This is a genomic window from Rhizobium sp. H4, from assembly GCF_003013335.1.
Taxonomy (GTDB): domain Bacteria; phylum Pseudomonadota; class Alphaproteobacteria; order Rhizobiales; family Rhizobiaceae; genus Rhizobium; species Rhizobium sophoriradicis.
The window spans coordinates 273,675-289,310 of record NZ_PSOW01000002.1; the positions used below are offsets into that span (position 1 = coordinate 273,675).

Annotated in this window: 16 protein-coding genes; 7 read left to right on the forward strand and 9 right to left on the reverse strand. The window is 61.2% G+C overall.

Features of this window, described 5'->3' with window-relative positions:
- Nucleotides 1–10: 10 nt before the first annotated feature.
- Genes C4N04_RS04075 through petA form a run of 3 tightly spaced genes read right to left on the reverse strand, consistent with a single transcriptional unit; the run spans nucleotide 11 to nucleotide 2,791 of the window.
- Nucleotides 11–892 carry a cytochrome c1 gene (locus tag C4N04_RS04075; protein WP_038690380.1) on the reverse strand — a complete coding sequence of 294 codons (882 nt, stop codon included), beginning with the start codon at nucleotides 890–892 and terminating at the stop codon, nucleotides 11–13.
- Between the two features lie 25 nt (nucleotides 893–917).
- The gene (locus C4N04_RS04080; RefSeq protein WP_038690382.1) at nucleotides 918–2,198 is read right to left on the reverse strand and encodes a cytochrome b N-terminal domain-containing protein; all 1,281 of its coding nucleotides are present in this window, start codon (nucleotides 2,196–2,198) and stop codon (nucleotides 918–920) included.
- Nucleotides 2,199–2,212: 14 nt separating this feature from the next.
- Nucleotides 2,213–2,791: a ubiquinol-cytochrome c reductase iron-sulfur subunit gene (gene petA, locus C4N04_RS04085; RefSeq protein ID WP_009982651.1), complete on the reverse strand. Its 579-nt coding sequence runs from the start codon at nucleotides 2,789–2,791 to the stop codon at nucleotides 2,213–2,215.
- 286 nt (nucleotides 2,792–3,077) lie between these two features.
- Here petA and C4N04_RS04090 point away from each other — a divergent pair, with 286 nt between their 5' ends.
- Nucleotides 3,078–4,010: an endonuclease/exonuclease/phosphatase family protein gene (locus tag C4N04_RS04090; protein WP_106795482.1), complete on the forward strand. Its 933-nt coding sequence runs from the start codon at nucleotides 3,078–3,080 to the stop codon at nucleotides 4,008–4,010.
- On the opposite strand, the gene C4N04_RS04095 is transcribed toward C4N04_RS04090, so the two are convergent.
- Complete coding sequence (locus C4N04_RS04095; RefSeq protein WP_086156323.1) at nucleotides 3,966–5,879, reverse strand: ABC transporter ATP-binding protein; 1,914 nt, start codon at nucleotides 5,877–5,879, stop codon at nucleotides 3,966–3,968. The two genes, C4N04_RS04090 and C4N04_RS04095, sit on opposite strands and share 45 nt — an antisense overlap.
- A gap of 161 nt (nucleotides 5,880–6,040) precedes the next feature.
- On the opposite strand from C4N04_RS04095, the gene C4N04_RS04100 reads away from it, so the two are divergent.
- Nucleotides 6,041–6,271 (forward strand): CopG family transcriptional regulator, encoded by a 231-nt coding sequence (locus C4N04_RS04100; protein WP_077990045.1) that lies wholly within the window; start codon nucleotides 6,041–6,043, stop codon nucleotides 6,269–6,271.
- A gap of 94 nt (nucleotides 6,272–6,365) precedes the next feature.
- Here C4N04_RS04100 and C4N04_RS04105 read toward each other — a convergent pair whose 3' ends face one another.
- Nucleotides 6,366–8,222: an ABC transporter ATP-binding protein gene (locus C4N04_RS04105; RefSeq protein ID WP_077990044.1), complete on the reverse strand. Its 1,857-nt coding sequence runs from the start codon at nucleotides 8,220–8,222 to the stop codon at nucleotides 6,366–6,368.
- Nucleotides 8,223–8,606: 384 nt separating this feature from the next.
- Between C4N04_RS04105 and C4N04_RS04110 the strand changes: the two genes are divergently transcribed.
- The gene (locus C4N04_RS04110) at nucleotides 8,607–9,068 is read left to right on the forward strand and encodes a tRNA (cytidine(34)-2'-O)-methyltransferase (protein ID WP_096762338.1); all 462 of its coding nucleotides are present in this window, start codon (nucleotides 8,607–8,609) and stop codon (nucleotides 9,066–9,068) included.
- Between the two features lie 192 nt (nucleotides 9,069–9,260).
- A complete protein-coding gene (locus C4N04_RS04115) occupies nucleotides 9,261–10,907 on the forward strand; it encodes a Na/Pi cotransporter family protein (protein WP_077990023.1) in 1,647 nt (548 codons plus the stop codon).
- 3 nt (nucleotides 10,908–10,910) lie between these two features.
- Here the strand turns inward: C4N04_RS04115 and C4N04_RS04120 are convergent, their stop codons facing one another.
- Nucleotides 10,911–11,171 carry a hypothetical protein gene (locus C4N04_RS04120; RefSeq protein ID WP_038690394.1) on the reverse strand — a complete coding sequence of 87 codons (261 nt, stop codon included), beginning with the start codon at nucleotides 11,169–11,171 and terminating at the stop codon, nucleotides 10,911–10,913.
- A 177-nt stretch (nucleotides 11,172–11,348) separates the two neighbouring features.
- Between C4N04_RS04120 and hemF the strand changes: the two genes are divergently transcribed.
- From hemF to C4N04_RS04135, 3 genes are all read left to right on the forward strand, one after another.
- The gene (gene hemF, locus C4N04_RS04125) at nucleotides 11,349–12,260 is read left to right on the forward strand and encodes an oxygen-dependent coproporphyrinogen oxidase (protein ID WP_077990022.1); all 912 of its coding nucleotides are present in this window, start codon (nucleotides 11,349–11,351) and stop codon (nucleotides 12,258–12,260) included.
- Between the two features lie 103 nt (nucleotides 12,261–12,363).
- Nucleotides 12,364–12,627, forward strand: coding sequence for a hypothetical protein (locus tag C4N04_RS04130; RefSeq protein WP_038690398.1), 264 nt, complete (start codon nucleotides 12,364–12,366; stop codon nucleotides 12,625–12,627).
- Nucleotides 12,628–12,741: 114 nt separating this feature from the next.
- Nucleotides 12,742–12,927 carry a DUF1059 domain-containing protein gene (locus tag C4N04_RS04135; RefSeq protein ID WP_010029983.1) on the forward strand — a complete coding sequence of 62 codons (186 nt, stop codon included), beginning with the start codon at nucleotides 12,742–12,744 and terminating at the stop codon, nucleotides 12,925–12,927.
- Nucleotides 12,928–12,998: 71 nt separating this feature from the next.
- Here C4N04_RS04135 and C4N04_RS04140 read toward each other — a convergent pair whose 3' ends face one another.
- From C4N04_RS04140 to C4N04_RS04150, 3 genes are read right to left on the reverse strand one after another with little or no spacing between them, the layout of a single operon-like run.
- On the reverse strand, nucleotides 12,999–14,264 hold the full coding sequence (locus C4N04_RS04140) for a CCA tRNA nucleotidyltransferase (RefSeq protein ID WP_077990021.1): 1,266 nt from the start codon (nucleotides 14,262–14,264) through the stop codon (nucleotides 12,999–13,001).
- On the reverse strand, nucleotides 14,261–14,911 hold the full coding sequence (locus C4N04_RS04145) for a CoA pyrophosphatase (protein ID WP_077990020.1): 651 nt from the start codon (nucleotides 14,909–14,911) through the stop codon (nucleotides 14,261–14,263). Before C4N04_RS04145 ends, C4N04_RS04140 begins: the two co-directional genes overlap by 4 nt.
- Entirely contained in the window at nucleotides 14,908–15,531 is a 624-nt protein-coding gene (locus C4N04_RS04150; protein WP_038690404.1) for a DUF1285 domain-containing protein, read from the reverse strand. The genes C4N04_RS04145 and C4N04_RS04150 overlap by 4 nt, the downstream gene beginning before the upstream one ends.
- Between the last annotated feature and the right edge of the window lie 105 nt (nucleotides 15,532–15,636).

Genomic DNA, 15,636 nt, shown 5'->3' on the forward strand with positions numbered 1-15,636 from the left:
AATGGAACGCTCAGTGTTCCTTGTTGGCGTAGATCGAGCGCTTCGTCAGATAGATCAGCACCGTAAAGATCGCCAGGAAGACCATGACCATGAAGCCGGTGCGCTTGCGCTCTTCGAGATGCGGCTCGGCAGCCCACATCAGGAAGGCGGTGACATCCCTCGAATACTGTTCGACGGTCGCCGGCGCGCCATCGTCATAGGTCACCTGGCCATCGGAGAGCGGCTTCGGCATGGCGAGAACGGCAGCAGCATTGAAGTAAGGGTTATAATGTCCACCCTGCGGCACCTGGAAACCCGCCGGCGGCTCTTCATAGCCGGTCAGCAGTGCGTGGATGTAATCCGGGCCGCTTTCCTGATACTGGGTGAAGATGTCGAAGACGAATTGCGGGAAGCCACGCTCGACTGAGCGGGCCTTGGCGATCAGCGAAAAATCGGGCGGAGCCGCGCCATTGTTGGAAGCAGCCGCGGCTTCAGCATTAGGGAAAGGCGACGGGAAGTAATCGGAAGGAACCGCTTTGCGGGTAAACATCTCGCCGCTGGCGTTGGGACCATCCTGGACTTCATAATTCGCGGCGAAGGCCTTCACCTGCGCCTCGGAATAGCCGAGTTCGCCGAGCGTGCGGAAAGGCACGAGCTTCATCGAATGACAGGCTGCACAGACTTCCGTGTAGACCTTGAGGCCGCGCTGGAGCTGGCCCTTGTCGTAGTGGCCGAACGGACCGGCGAAAGACCAATCCTCCTCCTTCGGGTGCTTCAGCGGATAATGCGGCGTCTCACCTTCGGCGTGATGGGCCGGAGCCGCACCGTTGGCGGGCGCCTCCTCGGCCAGAGCCGCGCCGCTGAGACCGGCAACGACAGCGAGCGAGAGAATGCTTGCAACAAGCGTTTTCATGTTTCTGTTCCCTTCCGTCGCGCGCTTACGCATTGGCCGCTGCACCGGCGGCAGCTGTCTTGTTGCGCTTCTCGAGCACCGCTTCGGTGATCGAGTTCGGAATGCGGCGCGGCGTCTCGATCAGGCCGAGCACCGGCATGGCAACCAGGAAGAAGGCGAAGTAGAGGAGCGTGCAGACCTGAGAGATCCAGACGAAGTCACCTTCCGCCGGCTGCGATCCGAGCCAACCGAGGATGATCGCGTTGATCACGAACAGCCAGAAGCAAAGCTTGTACCAGGGACGGTAGACCGCCGAGCGAACCTTGGACGTGTCGAGCCAGGGCAGGAAGAACAGCACGATGATCGCACCGAACATCACCAGCACGCCGCCGAGCTTGGAGTCGATCGGGCCGATGTTGAAGGTGATCGAACGCAGCATCGCGTAGAACGGCAGGAAGTACCATTCCGGAACGATGTGGGCCGGCGTCTTCAACGGGTCGGCCGGGATGTAGTTGTCGGCATGGCCGAGGAAGTTCGGCATGTAGAAGACGAAATAGGCATAGACCAGCAGGAAGACCGATACGCCGAGCGCATCCTTCATCGTCGCATAGGGCGTGAAGCGCACCGTGTCCGTCTTCGTCTTGACCTCGACGCCCGTCGGGTTGGTCTGGCCGGTGACGTGCAGCGCCCAGATGTGCAGGACGACGACGCCGGCGATCATGAAGGGCAGCAGGTAGTGCAGCGAGAAGAAGCGGTTCAGCGTCGGCTGTTCGACGGCAAAGCCGCCGAGCAGGAACTGCTGGAGCGATTCACCGATCATCGGGAAGGCCGAGAAGAAGCCGGTGATGACGGTCGCGCCCCAAAAGGACATCTGGCCCCAGGGCAGGACGTAGCCCATGAAGCCGGTCGCCATCATCAGGAGGTAGATGACGACGCCGAGGATCCAGAGGATTTCACGCGGCGCTTTGTAGGAACCGTAATAGAGGCCGCGGGCGATATGCAGGTAGACGGCGACGAAGAAGAAGGATGCGCCGTTGGCATGCATGTAGCGCAGCAGCCAGCCGTGGTTGACGTCGCGCATGATCTTTTCGACGGAGTTGAATGCAATCATCGTGTCGGCGGCGTAATGCATGGCGAGCACGATGCCCGTCAGGATCTGCACGACCAGCATGACGGAGAGCATGGCTCCGAAGGTATAGGCATAGTTCAGGTTTCGCGGAACCGGATATGCCACGAAGCTGTCATAGACCATGCGCGGCAGCGGCAGGCGCGCATCGACCCATTTCTCGAAGCCGGTTGATGGTTCGTAGCTGGAATGGCCACTCATGAATCAGTCTCCCCTCAACCGATCTTGATTTTGGTATCGGACACGAATGAAAAGGTCGGGATCGCCAGGTTCTCAGGCGCAGGACCCTTCCGGATGCGGCCGGCCGTGTCGTAGACCGAGCCATGGCAGGGACAGAACCAACCATTGTATTCGCCGGCCTGGCCGAGCGGAACGCAGCCGAGATGGGTGCAAGTGCCGATCATGACGATCCAGTTTTCCTTGCCCGCGCCGCCCGAACGGTCGACACCCGTCGCCTGAGCTTCGGCGGGAAGGTTTGCATTGCGGGCAACAGGATCCTTGAGGTCGGCCAGCGGAACATCGGCTGCGGCCTTCACTTCCTCAGGTGTGCGATTGCGGATGAAGATCGGCTTGCCGCGCCATTTCACGGTCAAGGACATGCCGGGCTCGAGGCTTGCGACATCGACCTCAATAGAAGCCAGCGCCAGCGTCGACGCATCCGGGCGCATCTGATCGATGAACGGCCACGCAACCGCAGCGGCGCCCACAGCACCCGCCATACCGGTGGTGAGATAAAGGAAATCACGGCGAGTGGGCTCTGTCGAAGCCTCGCTTGTCGTTTCGTGTTCGCTCACGGCTTAACCATCCTCTGCGCAATTATCGCGGAATTCCGCCCTGCCCCCTCTGCCGACGAATCGATCCAGACACAATTCGGCCATAGATTCCCCGGCAATCCGGCGCGTTCTAAGCTTGATCGCAAATTATGTCCAGCCTTGACAAGGGCACGAGGGCACAATGTCGCGGGAAATTTCCGATCAATTTTCTAAGGCAAACACCAGCTCGCGATTATGCTGCATTGCAACAAAAAAGCCGGCGTGATAGGCGCATCGGCAGCCAAGCCAGCGAGCCGGACCAAAGCGAATGAGAGACACGATTTTCTGCGTATTCAGCGTCCTCACCACGTTCGTCCTCGCTATTGTCTCGCTGCGCTACGTCACGAATTTCTATCTGCTTTCCCTTTTTTACAGCTTCCAGGTCCATCTGGCTGTGGCGGCAGCGGCCGCTTCCCTCGCAGCCCTCCTGGTCAAGCGGCACTGGTATGCGCTGCTGACGCTCGCCGTGTCGCTGGTCCTTGCCGTCCATGGCGTGGTGATGGCGCGCGAATTCGTCGAGCCCGCCGTCGACGAGAGCCGCCCGGCTATCTTCCGGCTGATGTCCTTCAACATCGAGAACGATAATTTCGCAAACGGCCCTGCAATTGCCGACATGGTCATCGCCTCGGGCGCTGACGTCGTCAATATCCTCGAGGCCGAGCCGCTGCTGTCCGAACTGCCGCGGCTCCTGAAGACCTACCCCTATTACGTCGGCTGCGGCATCGGCATGGAGCAATGCGATACGCTCGTCCTGTCGAAGCGCCCGCTCATCGAGCCCCGCATCCGTAACCTCGGCCTCCTCTGGCGCAACCGGCTGACGATTTCGACCATCGATTTCGACGGCCGGAAGGTCAATTTCCTCGCCGCGCACCTGACCAAGCCCTATTACGACGAATTCCACGGCCTGGAAATTGCAGATCTTGCGGAGGTTATTCCCTCCCTGCCGGGACCGCTCGTGCTCGCCGGTGATTTTAACACTTCGATCCTGGCGCCTGACGTGCAGTCTCTTATGCGCAGCCAGGGCCTGGGCACGGTGTCGCTGGAACCCGCGACATGGCCGATCGCAGCAGGCCCCTTCGGCATTCCGATCGACCACATCTTCAGCAAAGCGCCCCTGCGGCTGAAATCGGTCCGCCGCATCGCCGACAGCTATGGATCAAACCATTTTGGCCTCATGGCGGAATTCGCCATCGACCCCTGAGCCGAGATCCTCGTCCGCCGCGAGGAAGCCGCCGGACTGCCGCGCCCAAAGTTCGGCATAGAGCCCGCCCTGGCGCAGCAGTTCGTCGTGGCTGCCCTCCTCGATGATCCGGCCGAGATCGACGACGATCAGCCGGTCGAGCGCAGCGATCGTCGACAGCCGGTGGGCGATCGCAAGGACGGTCTTGCCCTCCATGATCCGATGCAGATTGGACTGGATCGCTTCTTCCACTTCCGAATCGAGCGCCGACGTCGCTTCGTCGAGAACCAGGATCGGCGCGTCCTTCAGCATCACCCGGGCAATGGCGATGCGCTGCCGCTGGCCGCCCGACAATTTGACGCCGCGCTCGCCGACATGTGCATCGAAGCCTCTGCGGCCCTGCTGGTCCTGCAGGCGGGCGATGAAATCGATGGCTTCGGCGCGCCGCGCCGCCTCGATCAGCCGCTCCTCGCCGGCGTCCGGCCGTCCGAACAAGATATTGTCGCGCACTGAACGATGCAGCAGCGAAGTATCCTGGCTGACAACGCCGATCTGCATCCGCAGCGTTTCCTGGGTTACGGCCGATATGTCCTGGCCATCGACGAGGATGCGGCCCTCCTGGAGGTCGTAGAGCCGTAGCAGCAGGTTCATCAACGTCGATTTTCCCGCGCCCGAACGGCCGACAATCCCGACTTTTTCGCCCGGGCGGATGGTCAGGGAGAAGTTCTCGACGACCGGCTGCTGATCCTTGCCATAGCGGAAGGAGACATTCTCGAACCGAATGCCGGGCTGGCGGATCACCAAGCTTTTCGCATCGGCGCGGTCGACGAGCCCGAGTGGCTGGGAGATCAACTCGGCGGCATTCTGGATGGTGCCGAGATTGCGCATGATGCCGTTGAACTGCGTCATCAGCCGTCCGAGCAGGAAATTCAGCCTCAGCACCAGTGCCAGCGAGAATGCCACCGCACCGGAACTGACCATGCCGCGCAGCCAGAGATCTACGCTCAAGCCTGCCATCGTCACGATCATCAGGCCGGAGAGCAGCGCCATCGAGGCCCTGACCCCGGTGATGAACCGCGTGAAGCGCAGCACCGTATCCTGATAGATATCGAAGCCCTGGCGCATGTAGCGGTCGCTCTCTTCGTCGCGGGCAAACAGCTTCAGCGTCTGCATATTGCTGTAGGAATCGACCATCCTGCCGTTCAGCATCGATCCGGCTTCCGCCGTCTCGCGGGAATGATGGCGAATCCGCGGGACGAAGTGGCGGGCAAGCAGGCTGAAGGCGCAAAGCCAGAACAGCACGACGGCGGCAAGGGAAAAGTCCAGCCGGGCGACCAGCACCAGCGTCGTGACCGCATATATTCCGACAAACCAGACGCTTTCCATCAGCGAGGTGACGAGATCGCCGGTTGCCTGGCCGGCCGACCAGACCTTGGTGACGATGCGCCCGGAAAAATCGCTCTGAAAGAACGACAATGATTGCCTTGAGACGTGGAGATAAGATTGCCAACGTGCTAGATTGTAGAAGCCCGGGGTGATCACCTGCTGATCGACGAGGGCAATCAGAAAGGCGACGACGAAGCGCACCAGCCCGATCAGGGCGAGCATGCCGAACAGTTCGCCGCCATGGGCCGCGAGAAGACCGCTCCAGCCGGCACCGGGCGTAATACTGGCGAGAATATCGACGAGGCGTCCGACGAACCAGAAAAGTGCGGCTTCGATTGCCGCCGATGCGCCGCCAAGTATGAGCATGGCGATGAACGGCATCCTCGTCTGGCCGATATAGAACCAGATGAAGCCGAGCGTTGCCTGCGGCGGCTGAAGATTGGCGCGCGGGCGGAACGGATCGATCCAGGTCTCGAACAGGCGGAAGATGGGTCGCAGAAACATGGAAGCGATATAGGCGGAATGGGCAGAGCGGCAAAGGGAATGATAAGGGGTCGCAATCTTATATTTTTGTAATGATCGGTAACATCGGCGGCATCGCCATTGATTGCTCGCCAACCGGTCACAATCTGACGATAGGATCGCGCTTCAACGGAGGGAAGGCCATGGAAACGAAAATGCTCGATGCGCATATTCCGCTTCCGCTCGCAGCAAGGTTGGATGCCCTGGCCGCCGACCTGGCGCTGCCGCGCGATCTGATCGTCGCCGAGGCCATCGCCGCCTGGCTCGACACCGAGGAACGCCGCCGCATCAGCACGCTGCGCACGCTCGCGGCCGCCAACACCATTGTGGTCGTCGAACATGACCGGGTGATTGACTGGGCTGACAGTCTTTGAACAGGGGAAACGGCGCCCTGTTCCCCATTGGCAAGTAGAAAACAGTTTAACAACTCAAAAGGCCCTCCCTGCTCTCCCAGGGAGGGCCTTTTGATCATTCCGCCGCCTCTTCCGCCTCTTCCGCATGATCGGAGAGGAAGCCGCCGGACTGACGGTTCCAGAGATCGGCGTAGATGCCGCCATTTTCGATCAGTTCGGTATGCGAGCCGGCTTCGATGATCCGGCCCTTGTCGAGCACGATCAACCGGTCCATCTCGGTCAGCGTCGACAGCCGGTGGGCGATCGCAATCACCGTCTTGCCTTCCATCAGCGCGAAGAGGTTTTCCTGGATCGCTGCCTCGACTTCAGAATCGAGCGCCGAGGTCGCCTCGTCGAGCACCAGGATCGGCGCATCCTTCAGGAAGACGCGAGCGATCGCGATGCGCTGCCGCTGGCCCCCGGACAGCTTGACGCCACGTTCGCCGACCTGCGCGTCGAGCCCTTGGCGCCCCTGCATGTCGACGAGCCCTTCGATGAACTCCCAAGCATTGGCGCGCTTGGCGGCCTCGATCACTTCGGCGTCCGTCGCCTCCGGTCGGCCGTAGGCGATGTTGTCGCGGATCGAGCGATGCAGTAGCGAGGTATCCTGCGTTACTACCCCGATCAGCGAGCGCAGGCTTTCCTGTGAGACGCCGGATATATCCTGGCCATCGATGGTGATGCGGCCGCCCTCCAGGTCGTAGAAGCGCAGCAGCAGGTTCATCAGCGTCGTCTTGCCGGCACCGGAGCGCCCGACGAGACCAACCTTCTCGCCCGCCTTGATGTCGAGCGACAGGTTGTCGATGATGCCCTTGCTCTTGCCGTAGTGGAAGCGGATGCGTTCGTAGTGGATTGCGCCCTTCTTCGCCGTCATGGCAGGCGCACCCGGCTTGTCGACGATGTCGTGCTGCTTGCTCATCATCTCCATGCCGTCGTAGACCGTGCCGATATTCTCGAACAGGGCCGAGACTTCCCACATGATCCATTGCGACATGCCATTGACGCGCATGGCAAGACCGATGGAGATGGCGATCGCACCGACCGAAATCGCACCGTTCAGCCAGAACCAGATCGACAGGCCCGAGACGACAAAGAGCGCGACGCAGTTGTTCACGTAGACGCTGATGTGGAAGAGCGTCACCTTGCGCATCTGCCTGTGCACGGTCTGCAGGAACTCGTCCATGCCCTGCTTGGCATAAACCTCCTCGCGGCCCGCATGCGAAAACAGCTTGACGGTGGCGATGTTCGTGTAGCTGTCGACCACGCGTCCCGTCATCATCGAACGTGCATCCGCCTGCTGCGCCGAGATCTTGCGAAGCTGCGGCACGAAATAAGAGACGATGCTGATATAGATGGCGAGCCAAACGAGGATCGGGATCATCAGTCGCCAGTCGGCGGCCGCAATGACGATGATCATCGTCAGGAAATAGCTGACGACGTAAACGAAGACGTCGAGGACCTTCATCACCGTTTCGCGCACGGCAAGCGAGGTCTGCATCACCTTTGTCGCGACACGCCCGGCAAACTCATTGGCGAAGAACGTCATGCTGTGGCGCAGCAGGAAGCGGTGCATCTGCCAGCGCGCCATCATCGGGTAATTGCCGAGCAGCATCTGGTGCATGATGAGGGAATCCAGGCCGGCCGCCAGCGGCAGGCCGACCAACACCAGCACCGCCATCCAGAACAACTTGTGGCCTTCCGTCTGCAGGAAGGTGGCGCGGTCGGCATTGGTCAGCCAGTCGACGATGTCGCCAAGAAATTGAAAGAGCGCCACTTCGCCGACGGCGATCGACGCCGTCAGCAACGCCATCAGGCCGAGCCAGGGTGCTGCCGGCTTGCTGTAGTGCCAGCAAAAGGCAAAAAGACCTTTGGGCGGAGCGACAGGCTCCTCGCTCGGAAAGGGATTGAGTCGCTGTTCGAACCAGCCAAACATGAAATTGCTCCGAAACATCAGCGTCTCGGCTCCCGGCTTCGCGCCACCTGAGCGCACTGCAAGCACATATGGGAACCGAACGTTCAAGGGGCGAGGCTGAAACAGCCGCACAATGGATCAAAAGGGGATTTCAGGAAGAAACGCGCACTAGCGGCGCCATGTCGCCTTGATCGGCATCACGGCGGGAAAGCGCATAATGAGCAAAATATTCATGTCGGCCCTCCCTGCTGGCGATTGAAGACGTGCATCGATAACGCGAAAATCGCGAAATTTCCAGCCCCTTAATGGCGTAAATTGACCGTATCTGGGCCAAAATGCGCCCTGTTGCAGCAGAATGCCGGTTGCTTTAGGTGTCTCGCATCCCGACGAAACAAACGGCGCATCATGACCGACCTCAGACTGGCACTCTACCAGCCGGATATAGCAGGCAATACCGGCACGATCCTGCGTCTTGCCGCCTGCCTCGGCTTCGCGGTCGATCTGATCGAGCCCGCCGGCTTCGACGTTTCCGATCGCAACCTGAAACGATCGGGAATGGATTATATCGCCGCCGCCGCGCTGACCCGCCATGTCAGTTGGGATCGCTTCGAAGCATGGCGCGCCACGACCAGCCGCCGCCTGATCCTCGCTTCGACCAAGGCAGCGGATCGCTACTCCGATTTCACCTTCCGTTCAGACGACATCCTGCTTCTCGGCCGGGAAAGCGCCGGCGTCCCGGACCATGTGCATGAAAGGGCCGATGCCCGTATCCTGATCCCTATGGTCGAAGGCCAGCGCTCCATAAACGTCGCCGTCTCGGCCGCGATGATCGTCGGCGAAGCGATGCGCCAGACCGTCTGGACTTGAGCGCGGCCAGCGCGGAATGGGCCCAAGCCCCGGAATGCGTCGGAAATTGACATTGCCAATCCGCCGGATCGGCCTATATTTATTAGCCGGGCAATCAAAAAATATCGCAGGACGGCTGCGATTTCAGCGGCTTGGAGAGGCGTCACTCAAGCCTGGTCTCGCCAACAGATGAAGGAAGAATAAAAACTAAAAATGGATTCCACGGTCATCATGATCAACCTGCTCGGCGCCGTCGCTTTGCTGCTGTTCGGCCTTGCGCAGGTCAAGGAAGGCGTAACCAGGGCCTTCGGCGCCCGGCTCAGAACAGGACTTGCGACCGGCACGCGCGGTGGTTTTCGGTCCTTTATATCAGGCCTAGTCGCAACCGTCGCTCTACAGAGCTCGACGGCAACGGCATTGATGACTGCCTCTTTCGTAGAGCGTGATCTGATCAGGCCGCGCATGGCGCAGATCGTCCTGCTCGGCGCCAATGTCGGCACCGCCATCACTGCCTGGATTGTCGCCACGGGGATTGAATGGCTCTCTCCTCTGCTAATCCTTGTAGGCATTGTTCTTTGCCGCAGCCGTTCCGGCACGAGCAGCGGCGGCGGTATCGCGCTTGTCGGGATCGGGCTGATGTTATTGTCGTTGCATCTGCTCGGCCTTGCGACGGAGCCGATGCGCACCTCTCCGGCTCTTGCCGCTTTCATCGGCCTGTTGGACGGCGCACTGCCCGTCGCGCTGCTGTTTTCGGCGGCACTTGCGTTCGTGTCGTCGTCGAGCCTCGCGGTCGTGGTCCTCATCCTGTCGCTCGCCTCCGCCGGCCTCATCTCCGCCGAGCTCGTCATCGTGCTGGTGCTCGGCGCCAATCTCGGCGGCGCAATCCCGCCCGTCGTCGCGACCTTGGGCGGCCCGGTTTCGGCCCGGCGCGTGACACTCGGCAATCTCGCCGTCCGCACGCTCGGCTGCCTGATCGCCTTGCCGCTGGCCGGCTATGGCGCCGACCTCATCCAGATGCTGCCCTTCGGCCCGGCTAAGCTGCCGGTCGACGCGCATCTCGCCTTCAATCTTCTGCTGGCCGCTCTCGCCTGGCCCTTCTCGAGACCGCTCTCCACTCTGATGACCCGGCTGGTGCCGGATCAGGCCGAGCCGGACACCGCCCCAAAATATCTGGATGCCCATGAACTTTCGACGCCTGTCATTGCTCTGACCAGCGCCACCCGCGAGGTGCTCGGCATCGGGGACCTCATTGAACGCATGCTGATGCGGGTCTCCGAGGCGTTTGAAGACAACGATTCATCCAAGCTTTCGGAAATTGCGGCCCTCGAAGAGCGTGTCGACAAGCTGCAGCAGGCGGTGAAGGTGTATCTCTCCAAGCTCGGTCGCGACGGCCTCAGCGACGAAAACGCCCGCCGCTCGATCGTCGTCATCGATTATGCGATCAATCTCGAACATATGGGCGACATCATCGAGAAGGGCCTGGCGGAACAGGTGGCGAAGAAGATTTCGCTCGCCCTGAAATTTTCCGAGGACGGCCACCAGGAACTAAGGAAGCTGTTCGATCTGACAATCGACAATCTGCGTGTCGCCCAGACCATCTTCGTCACCCGCGACTTCAATCTCGCGCGTCGGATGATGGAGACGAAGGTCGAGGTGCGCCGGATGGAAAAGCAGTCGGCCGAACATCATCTCGAACGCCTGCGCGACGGCCGTGCCGACAGCCTGCAGACGAGCTCGCTGCATCTCGACATGCTGCGCGACTTGAAGCGGATCAACGCCCATATCGTTTCGGTAGCGCATCCGATCATGGATGAAAGCGGCCTACTGATCGAAAGCCGCGTGCGGCCGGCAGCCGAGTGAGGGTCAATCGGCCGAAGGCAGGCGGCGCATCGTGAACTCGATCCGGTCGCCGTCGAGCTGGCGCCAGCTCTCCACCTCGGTCCAATAGGCCGCTTTCGGATATTCGTCGAACCATTCGCGCGCTTTGGCGCGTGCGTCGATCAAGCCGAGGCAATATGTCTGACGCACGAAATGGTCTTTCTTGCGGGTCGGATTTTCCGCCCGGTGTTTCGCCATTCTGCGCTTCAGGCCGTCGAAGGACGGAGGTCCTGGAATTTTCGCCATCAAACCTACCTCTGCAGAGGAAAGGTAGTATCGAAATCGCTGATTTGCGAGTCGAATCTTGGCTGCCATGCCCGTGCCCGCCGGCTTGGCGAGATGCGGCACCACCTGCTAAACCGGAGGTGCAATCAAGAATGAGCGAGTCGTTTCCCTAGCGGAGGTCGGCCGCTGGAGGCGCAAATGGAAAGACCGGAACTGCCGATCGGCTTGCCCGACGATATCGAGGAGAAGAAGGAGGCCGCCCGCAAGTGGTTCGAAGGGCTGCGCGATACGATCTGCGCCTCCTTCGAGGCTCTTGAAGACGCATTGGAAGGTCCGCTCTCCGATCAGGAGCCCGGCCGCTTCGTCGCCAAGGATTGGTCGCGCGAAAACGGCGCCGACGGCGGCGGCCGGATGTCGATGATGGAAGGGCGCGTCTTCGAGAAGGTCGGCGTCCACACCTCCACGGTGTACGGCGAATTCTCGCCGGAATTCCGTGCGCAGATACCCGGCGCCAAGGACGATCCGCGTTTCTGGGCCTCCGGCATCTCGCTGATCGCCCATCCCGTCAACCCCAATGTCCCGGCCGTGCATATGAACACCCGCATGGTGGTCACCACAAGCCGCTGGTTCGGCGGCGGCGCCGACCTGACGCCGGTGCTGTCGCGCCGCCGCACCCAGGAGGACGAGGACAGCCAGCTCTTCCACAAGGCGATGGAGATCGCCTGCCGCAATCACGCCGTCGCCGACTACCATGCCTACAAGGCCTGGTGCGACGACTATTTCTTCCTGAAGCACCGCAACGAGCCCCGCGGCATCGGCGGCATCTTCTATGACTGGCTGCATTCGAGCGAGGAAACCGGCGGCTGGGACGCTGATTTCGCCTTCACCCGCGATGTCGGCCGGGCCTTCGCCATGGTCTATCCGAAGATCGTTCGTTCCAACTTCAACAAGCTGTGGACGGAAGCCGATCGTGACGAACAATTGATCCGTCGCGGCCGATACGTCGAATTCAATTTGCTGTATGATCGCGGCACGATCTTCGGCCTGAAGACCGGCGGCAACGTCGAGTCCATTCTCTCCTCGCTGCCACCCGTCGTACGCTGGCCGTGAGACTGTGAGATCTCATCGATAAATTCGAACCGAGGGACCTTCATAAAAATTCAGTGAGTCCTAACTTTATATGTACGTGCGTAACAATCGGAGGAGGATTGTCATGACGACACAAAGCGGCTCGCCTGCGTCGACGGATGTCCAGGAAACATTCCGTGCCATCGACACACCCGAGTTCCTGATACGCATCGCCGAGAAGCTGCGGGCCAAGAGCGGCTCGGATCTGCCCCTGTCCTGCTTCATCGAGCAGGTCAAGTTACAGCTGGCCGGCGGAAAGTCGCCAGAGGAACTGCAGAACGACGCGGCCAACAGCAACACGCCCAGCCATCTCTCGGATTGCTACAAAGCCTGGGCGATGCCCGACTGAAAGACCTTCTCCGGTCGTCACCATCGCGCCGGCCGGAACCTTCCCTTCCTCCGTACATTTCATCAATCGCGCGCAAACGCGATGGCCGTTGTGTTTCAGACAGAGGAGAAGACCATGCGACTTTTCGAATGCGGAACGCTTGTTCCCGGCTGCGCTTGGCACACCCGGGCGGATAATGACGCGGAAGTGGTCCGCCGCGCCGTCGAGCACCTGAAGACCGCTCACGGCGAAACCACGATACGCGAAAACATGGTTGACAACATCAAGGCCCGCATCCGCGACGAAGCCACCGCCGCCTGACGGCCGGTGGCCGAGTCCTGGCACCAACGACGATAGCAGCGCCGCGTCCGCCGGACGCGACGACGGGTCATCTATTGCAAGCGTTCCCGCAACCTCGCGAGCAGTGCTGCTCGATCGGAAGCGAAATTCTCATCCACCCACTGATTTTCCAAGCTGCCAAGCAGTTCGCCAACGCGCGGGCCCGATGGGATGCCCGCCGCGATCACGTCTGCGCCATTCACCGGAAACTGCGGCTTTTTCCATTTCATGGCCCGATCTAGGAGCTTGCCGAGCCGCGCCGAGCGCGCCATCTCGCCGAGATCGCCCTCGGCCTTCCCCCGTGCGACGCCAAGCGCCAGCTTCAGGCGCGTCATGATGCCTTCCGCACCGTTGCGGTAAAGCAGCTGCTCGAAGGCGGCCGACGACATTTCGTCGTTGACCGGTGCCGTCATCGCCCAGGCCTTGAGAGTGGCAGCTTCAGCATTCGAGAGCTTCAGCCGGGCCGCAAGCGCCTCCAGCCGCGCCGCGTCGGGCGGCACGATCGCGGCAAGCCGCAGCAGCGGATCGGGCGCCCAGCCGAGCGCCTTTTCGGTAGCGACCAGCGAAGGGATTGCATCGATCCCCCATCGTTCCGATTCCGGCAGGATCTCCGTCAGCACCGCCACCTGCCGCATCCAGAGCAGCGCTCGGCCGGGATCGGCGGCGCCAAGCAGTTTTCTGAGCTCCGACCAGACGCGTTCGGCCGACAGCGTCTTCAGTTTCGAACGCGCCGCCGCGCAGGCCCTCAGACCTTCGGCATCCGGGCGCCCGGAACCGTAATAGGCAAAGAAACGGAAGAAGCGCAGAATGCGCAGATGGTCCTCGGCGATACGCTTTGCCGCATCGCCGATGAAGCGGATGTTGCGCGTTTCTATATCTGCAAGCCCGCCGACGAGATCGACCACCTCGCCTCTCGCATCGGCATAGAGCGCGTTGATCGTCAGATCCCGCCGCTCGGCATCGGCCTTCCAGTCGGTGCTGAAAGCGACTTTGGCATGGCGCCCATCGGTCTCGACGTCGGTTCGAAGCGTCGTCACCTCGAAGGGCTTGCCGTCGATGACAAGCGTCACCGTGCCGTGCTGCAGGCCGGTCGGCACCGCCTTGATACCGGCCGCCATTGCCCGCTCGATCACGATCTCGGGCGTCAGCGTCGTGGCGATATCGATATCGCTGACCGGCAGGCCCATCAGGCTGTTGCGCACCGCCCCGCCCACAACCCGAGCTTCCCCGTTATCGGCCCCATCATCGTCGTTGAGAAGCGCAAGGATCCGGCCGAGCGCCGGGTCGCGGAACCATGCTTGGTCGGCAAGGCCGGTCATGCATAAAGCCTTTCATAGAGCGTGCGGACGATGCCGGCGGTGATGCCCCAGATCATCCTGGTTTCAAAGGGCATGCGGTAGAAATGCCGGTCGATGCCGTCGATGACCCGCTTGTCGCGGCTGTGATTGGCAGGGTTCATCAGAAAGGAAAGCGGCACTTCGAACACATCGTCCACCTCCGCCGGATTCAGCGTCAAATCGAAGCCCGGTGTCACGACACCGAGCACCGGCGTGATGCGGAAGCCCGTGGAGGCCAGATAGTTCGGCAGCCGCCCGACGGTTTCCACGAAGGAGCCGGGAAGGCCGATCTCCTCCTCCGTCTCACGCACCGCCGCCATTTCGGGCGAGATATCGGCGGGATCGATCGAGCCGCCGGGAAAGGCGATCTGTCCGGAATGTTTGCGCAGTGTCGCCGTGCGTTTGGTGAAGATCACCTGCGCCTCCTCGCCGTCGTCGACGACGGGCACGAGCACTGCAGCATCGCGCAGCTTGAAGGTCTCGACCTCGGCGACAATATCGGGGTTGAGGACATGGTCTCCATGATCGCGCCAGGCATGGTCGACCGGTCCGCCATTCTGATTGAGCGCACGGCGGCGGAATTCAGCTGCGGAAAACAGCGGATAACGGTGGGTGATCGCATCGTTCATCGGGAAAGCGCATCCAGTTCGTCGGCCGGCATCACCGGGAAGACCTCGCCGGCGGAGCGGATCGCAAACATCGCCCGCCCCCTCACGTCGAGGATCTCACCGAGTGCGACCAGTTCATACATCACTGCACGCGACACAAGCGCCTCCAGCCGCCCGCGCACATGCAGATAGGGTTTCAGTTCGGCATTGCCGCCTGCAATGGCGAAACGCAGCCGATGCTCTCCTCCCGCCTCCACGACATCGCCGACATTGGTGCGAAATGTCAGCACCTGTTTGCCTTGCCCCTCCGTCACGCTCATCTCCACAGCGATGAACGGCGCGTCGACGACCCTTATCCCGACCTTTTCCACAGGCGTTACGAGATAGGTCTTTTGGTCCTCGTCCTTCCTCAAGACCGTCGAAAACAGCCGCACCAAGGCTGGCCGGCCGATCGGCGTGCCCATGTAGAACCAAGTGCCGTCGGCCCTGATCTCCATGTCGATATCGCCGCAGAAAGGCGGATTCCACCGGTCGACCGGCGCAAGTCCACGTTTTTTACCGCTGTGTTCCTCGGACGCGCGCGAAATCAGTGCGGCAAGTCCCGCCGCATCCGTCTGTCCGCTGATTTCCTCGGCTGCCATTCTTCCGTCCCGGTTTGTCCTTAACGAAGTGAAGTCACGAGATAGTCATTCGCAACGAACTTGTCAGCCCGTCGCATCTCCATAACTCTATCGAGTATGAGGCAG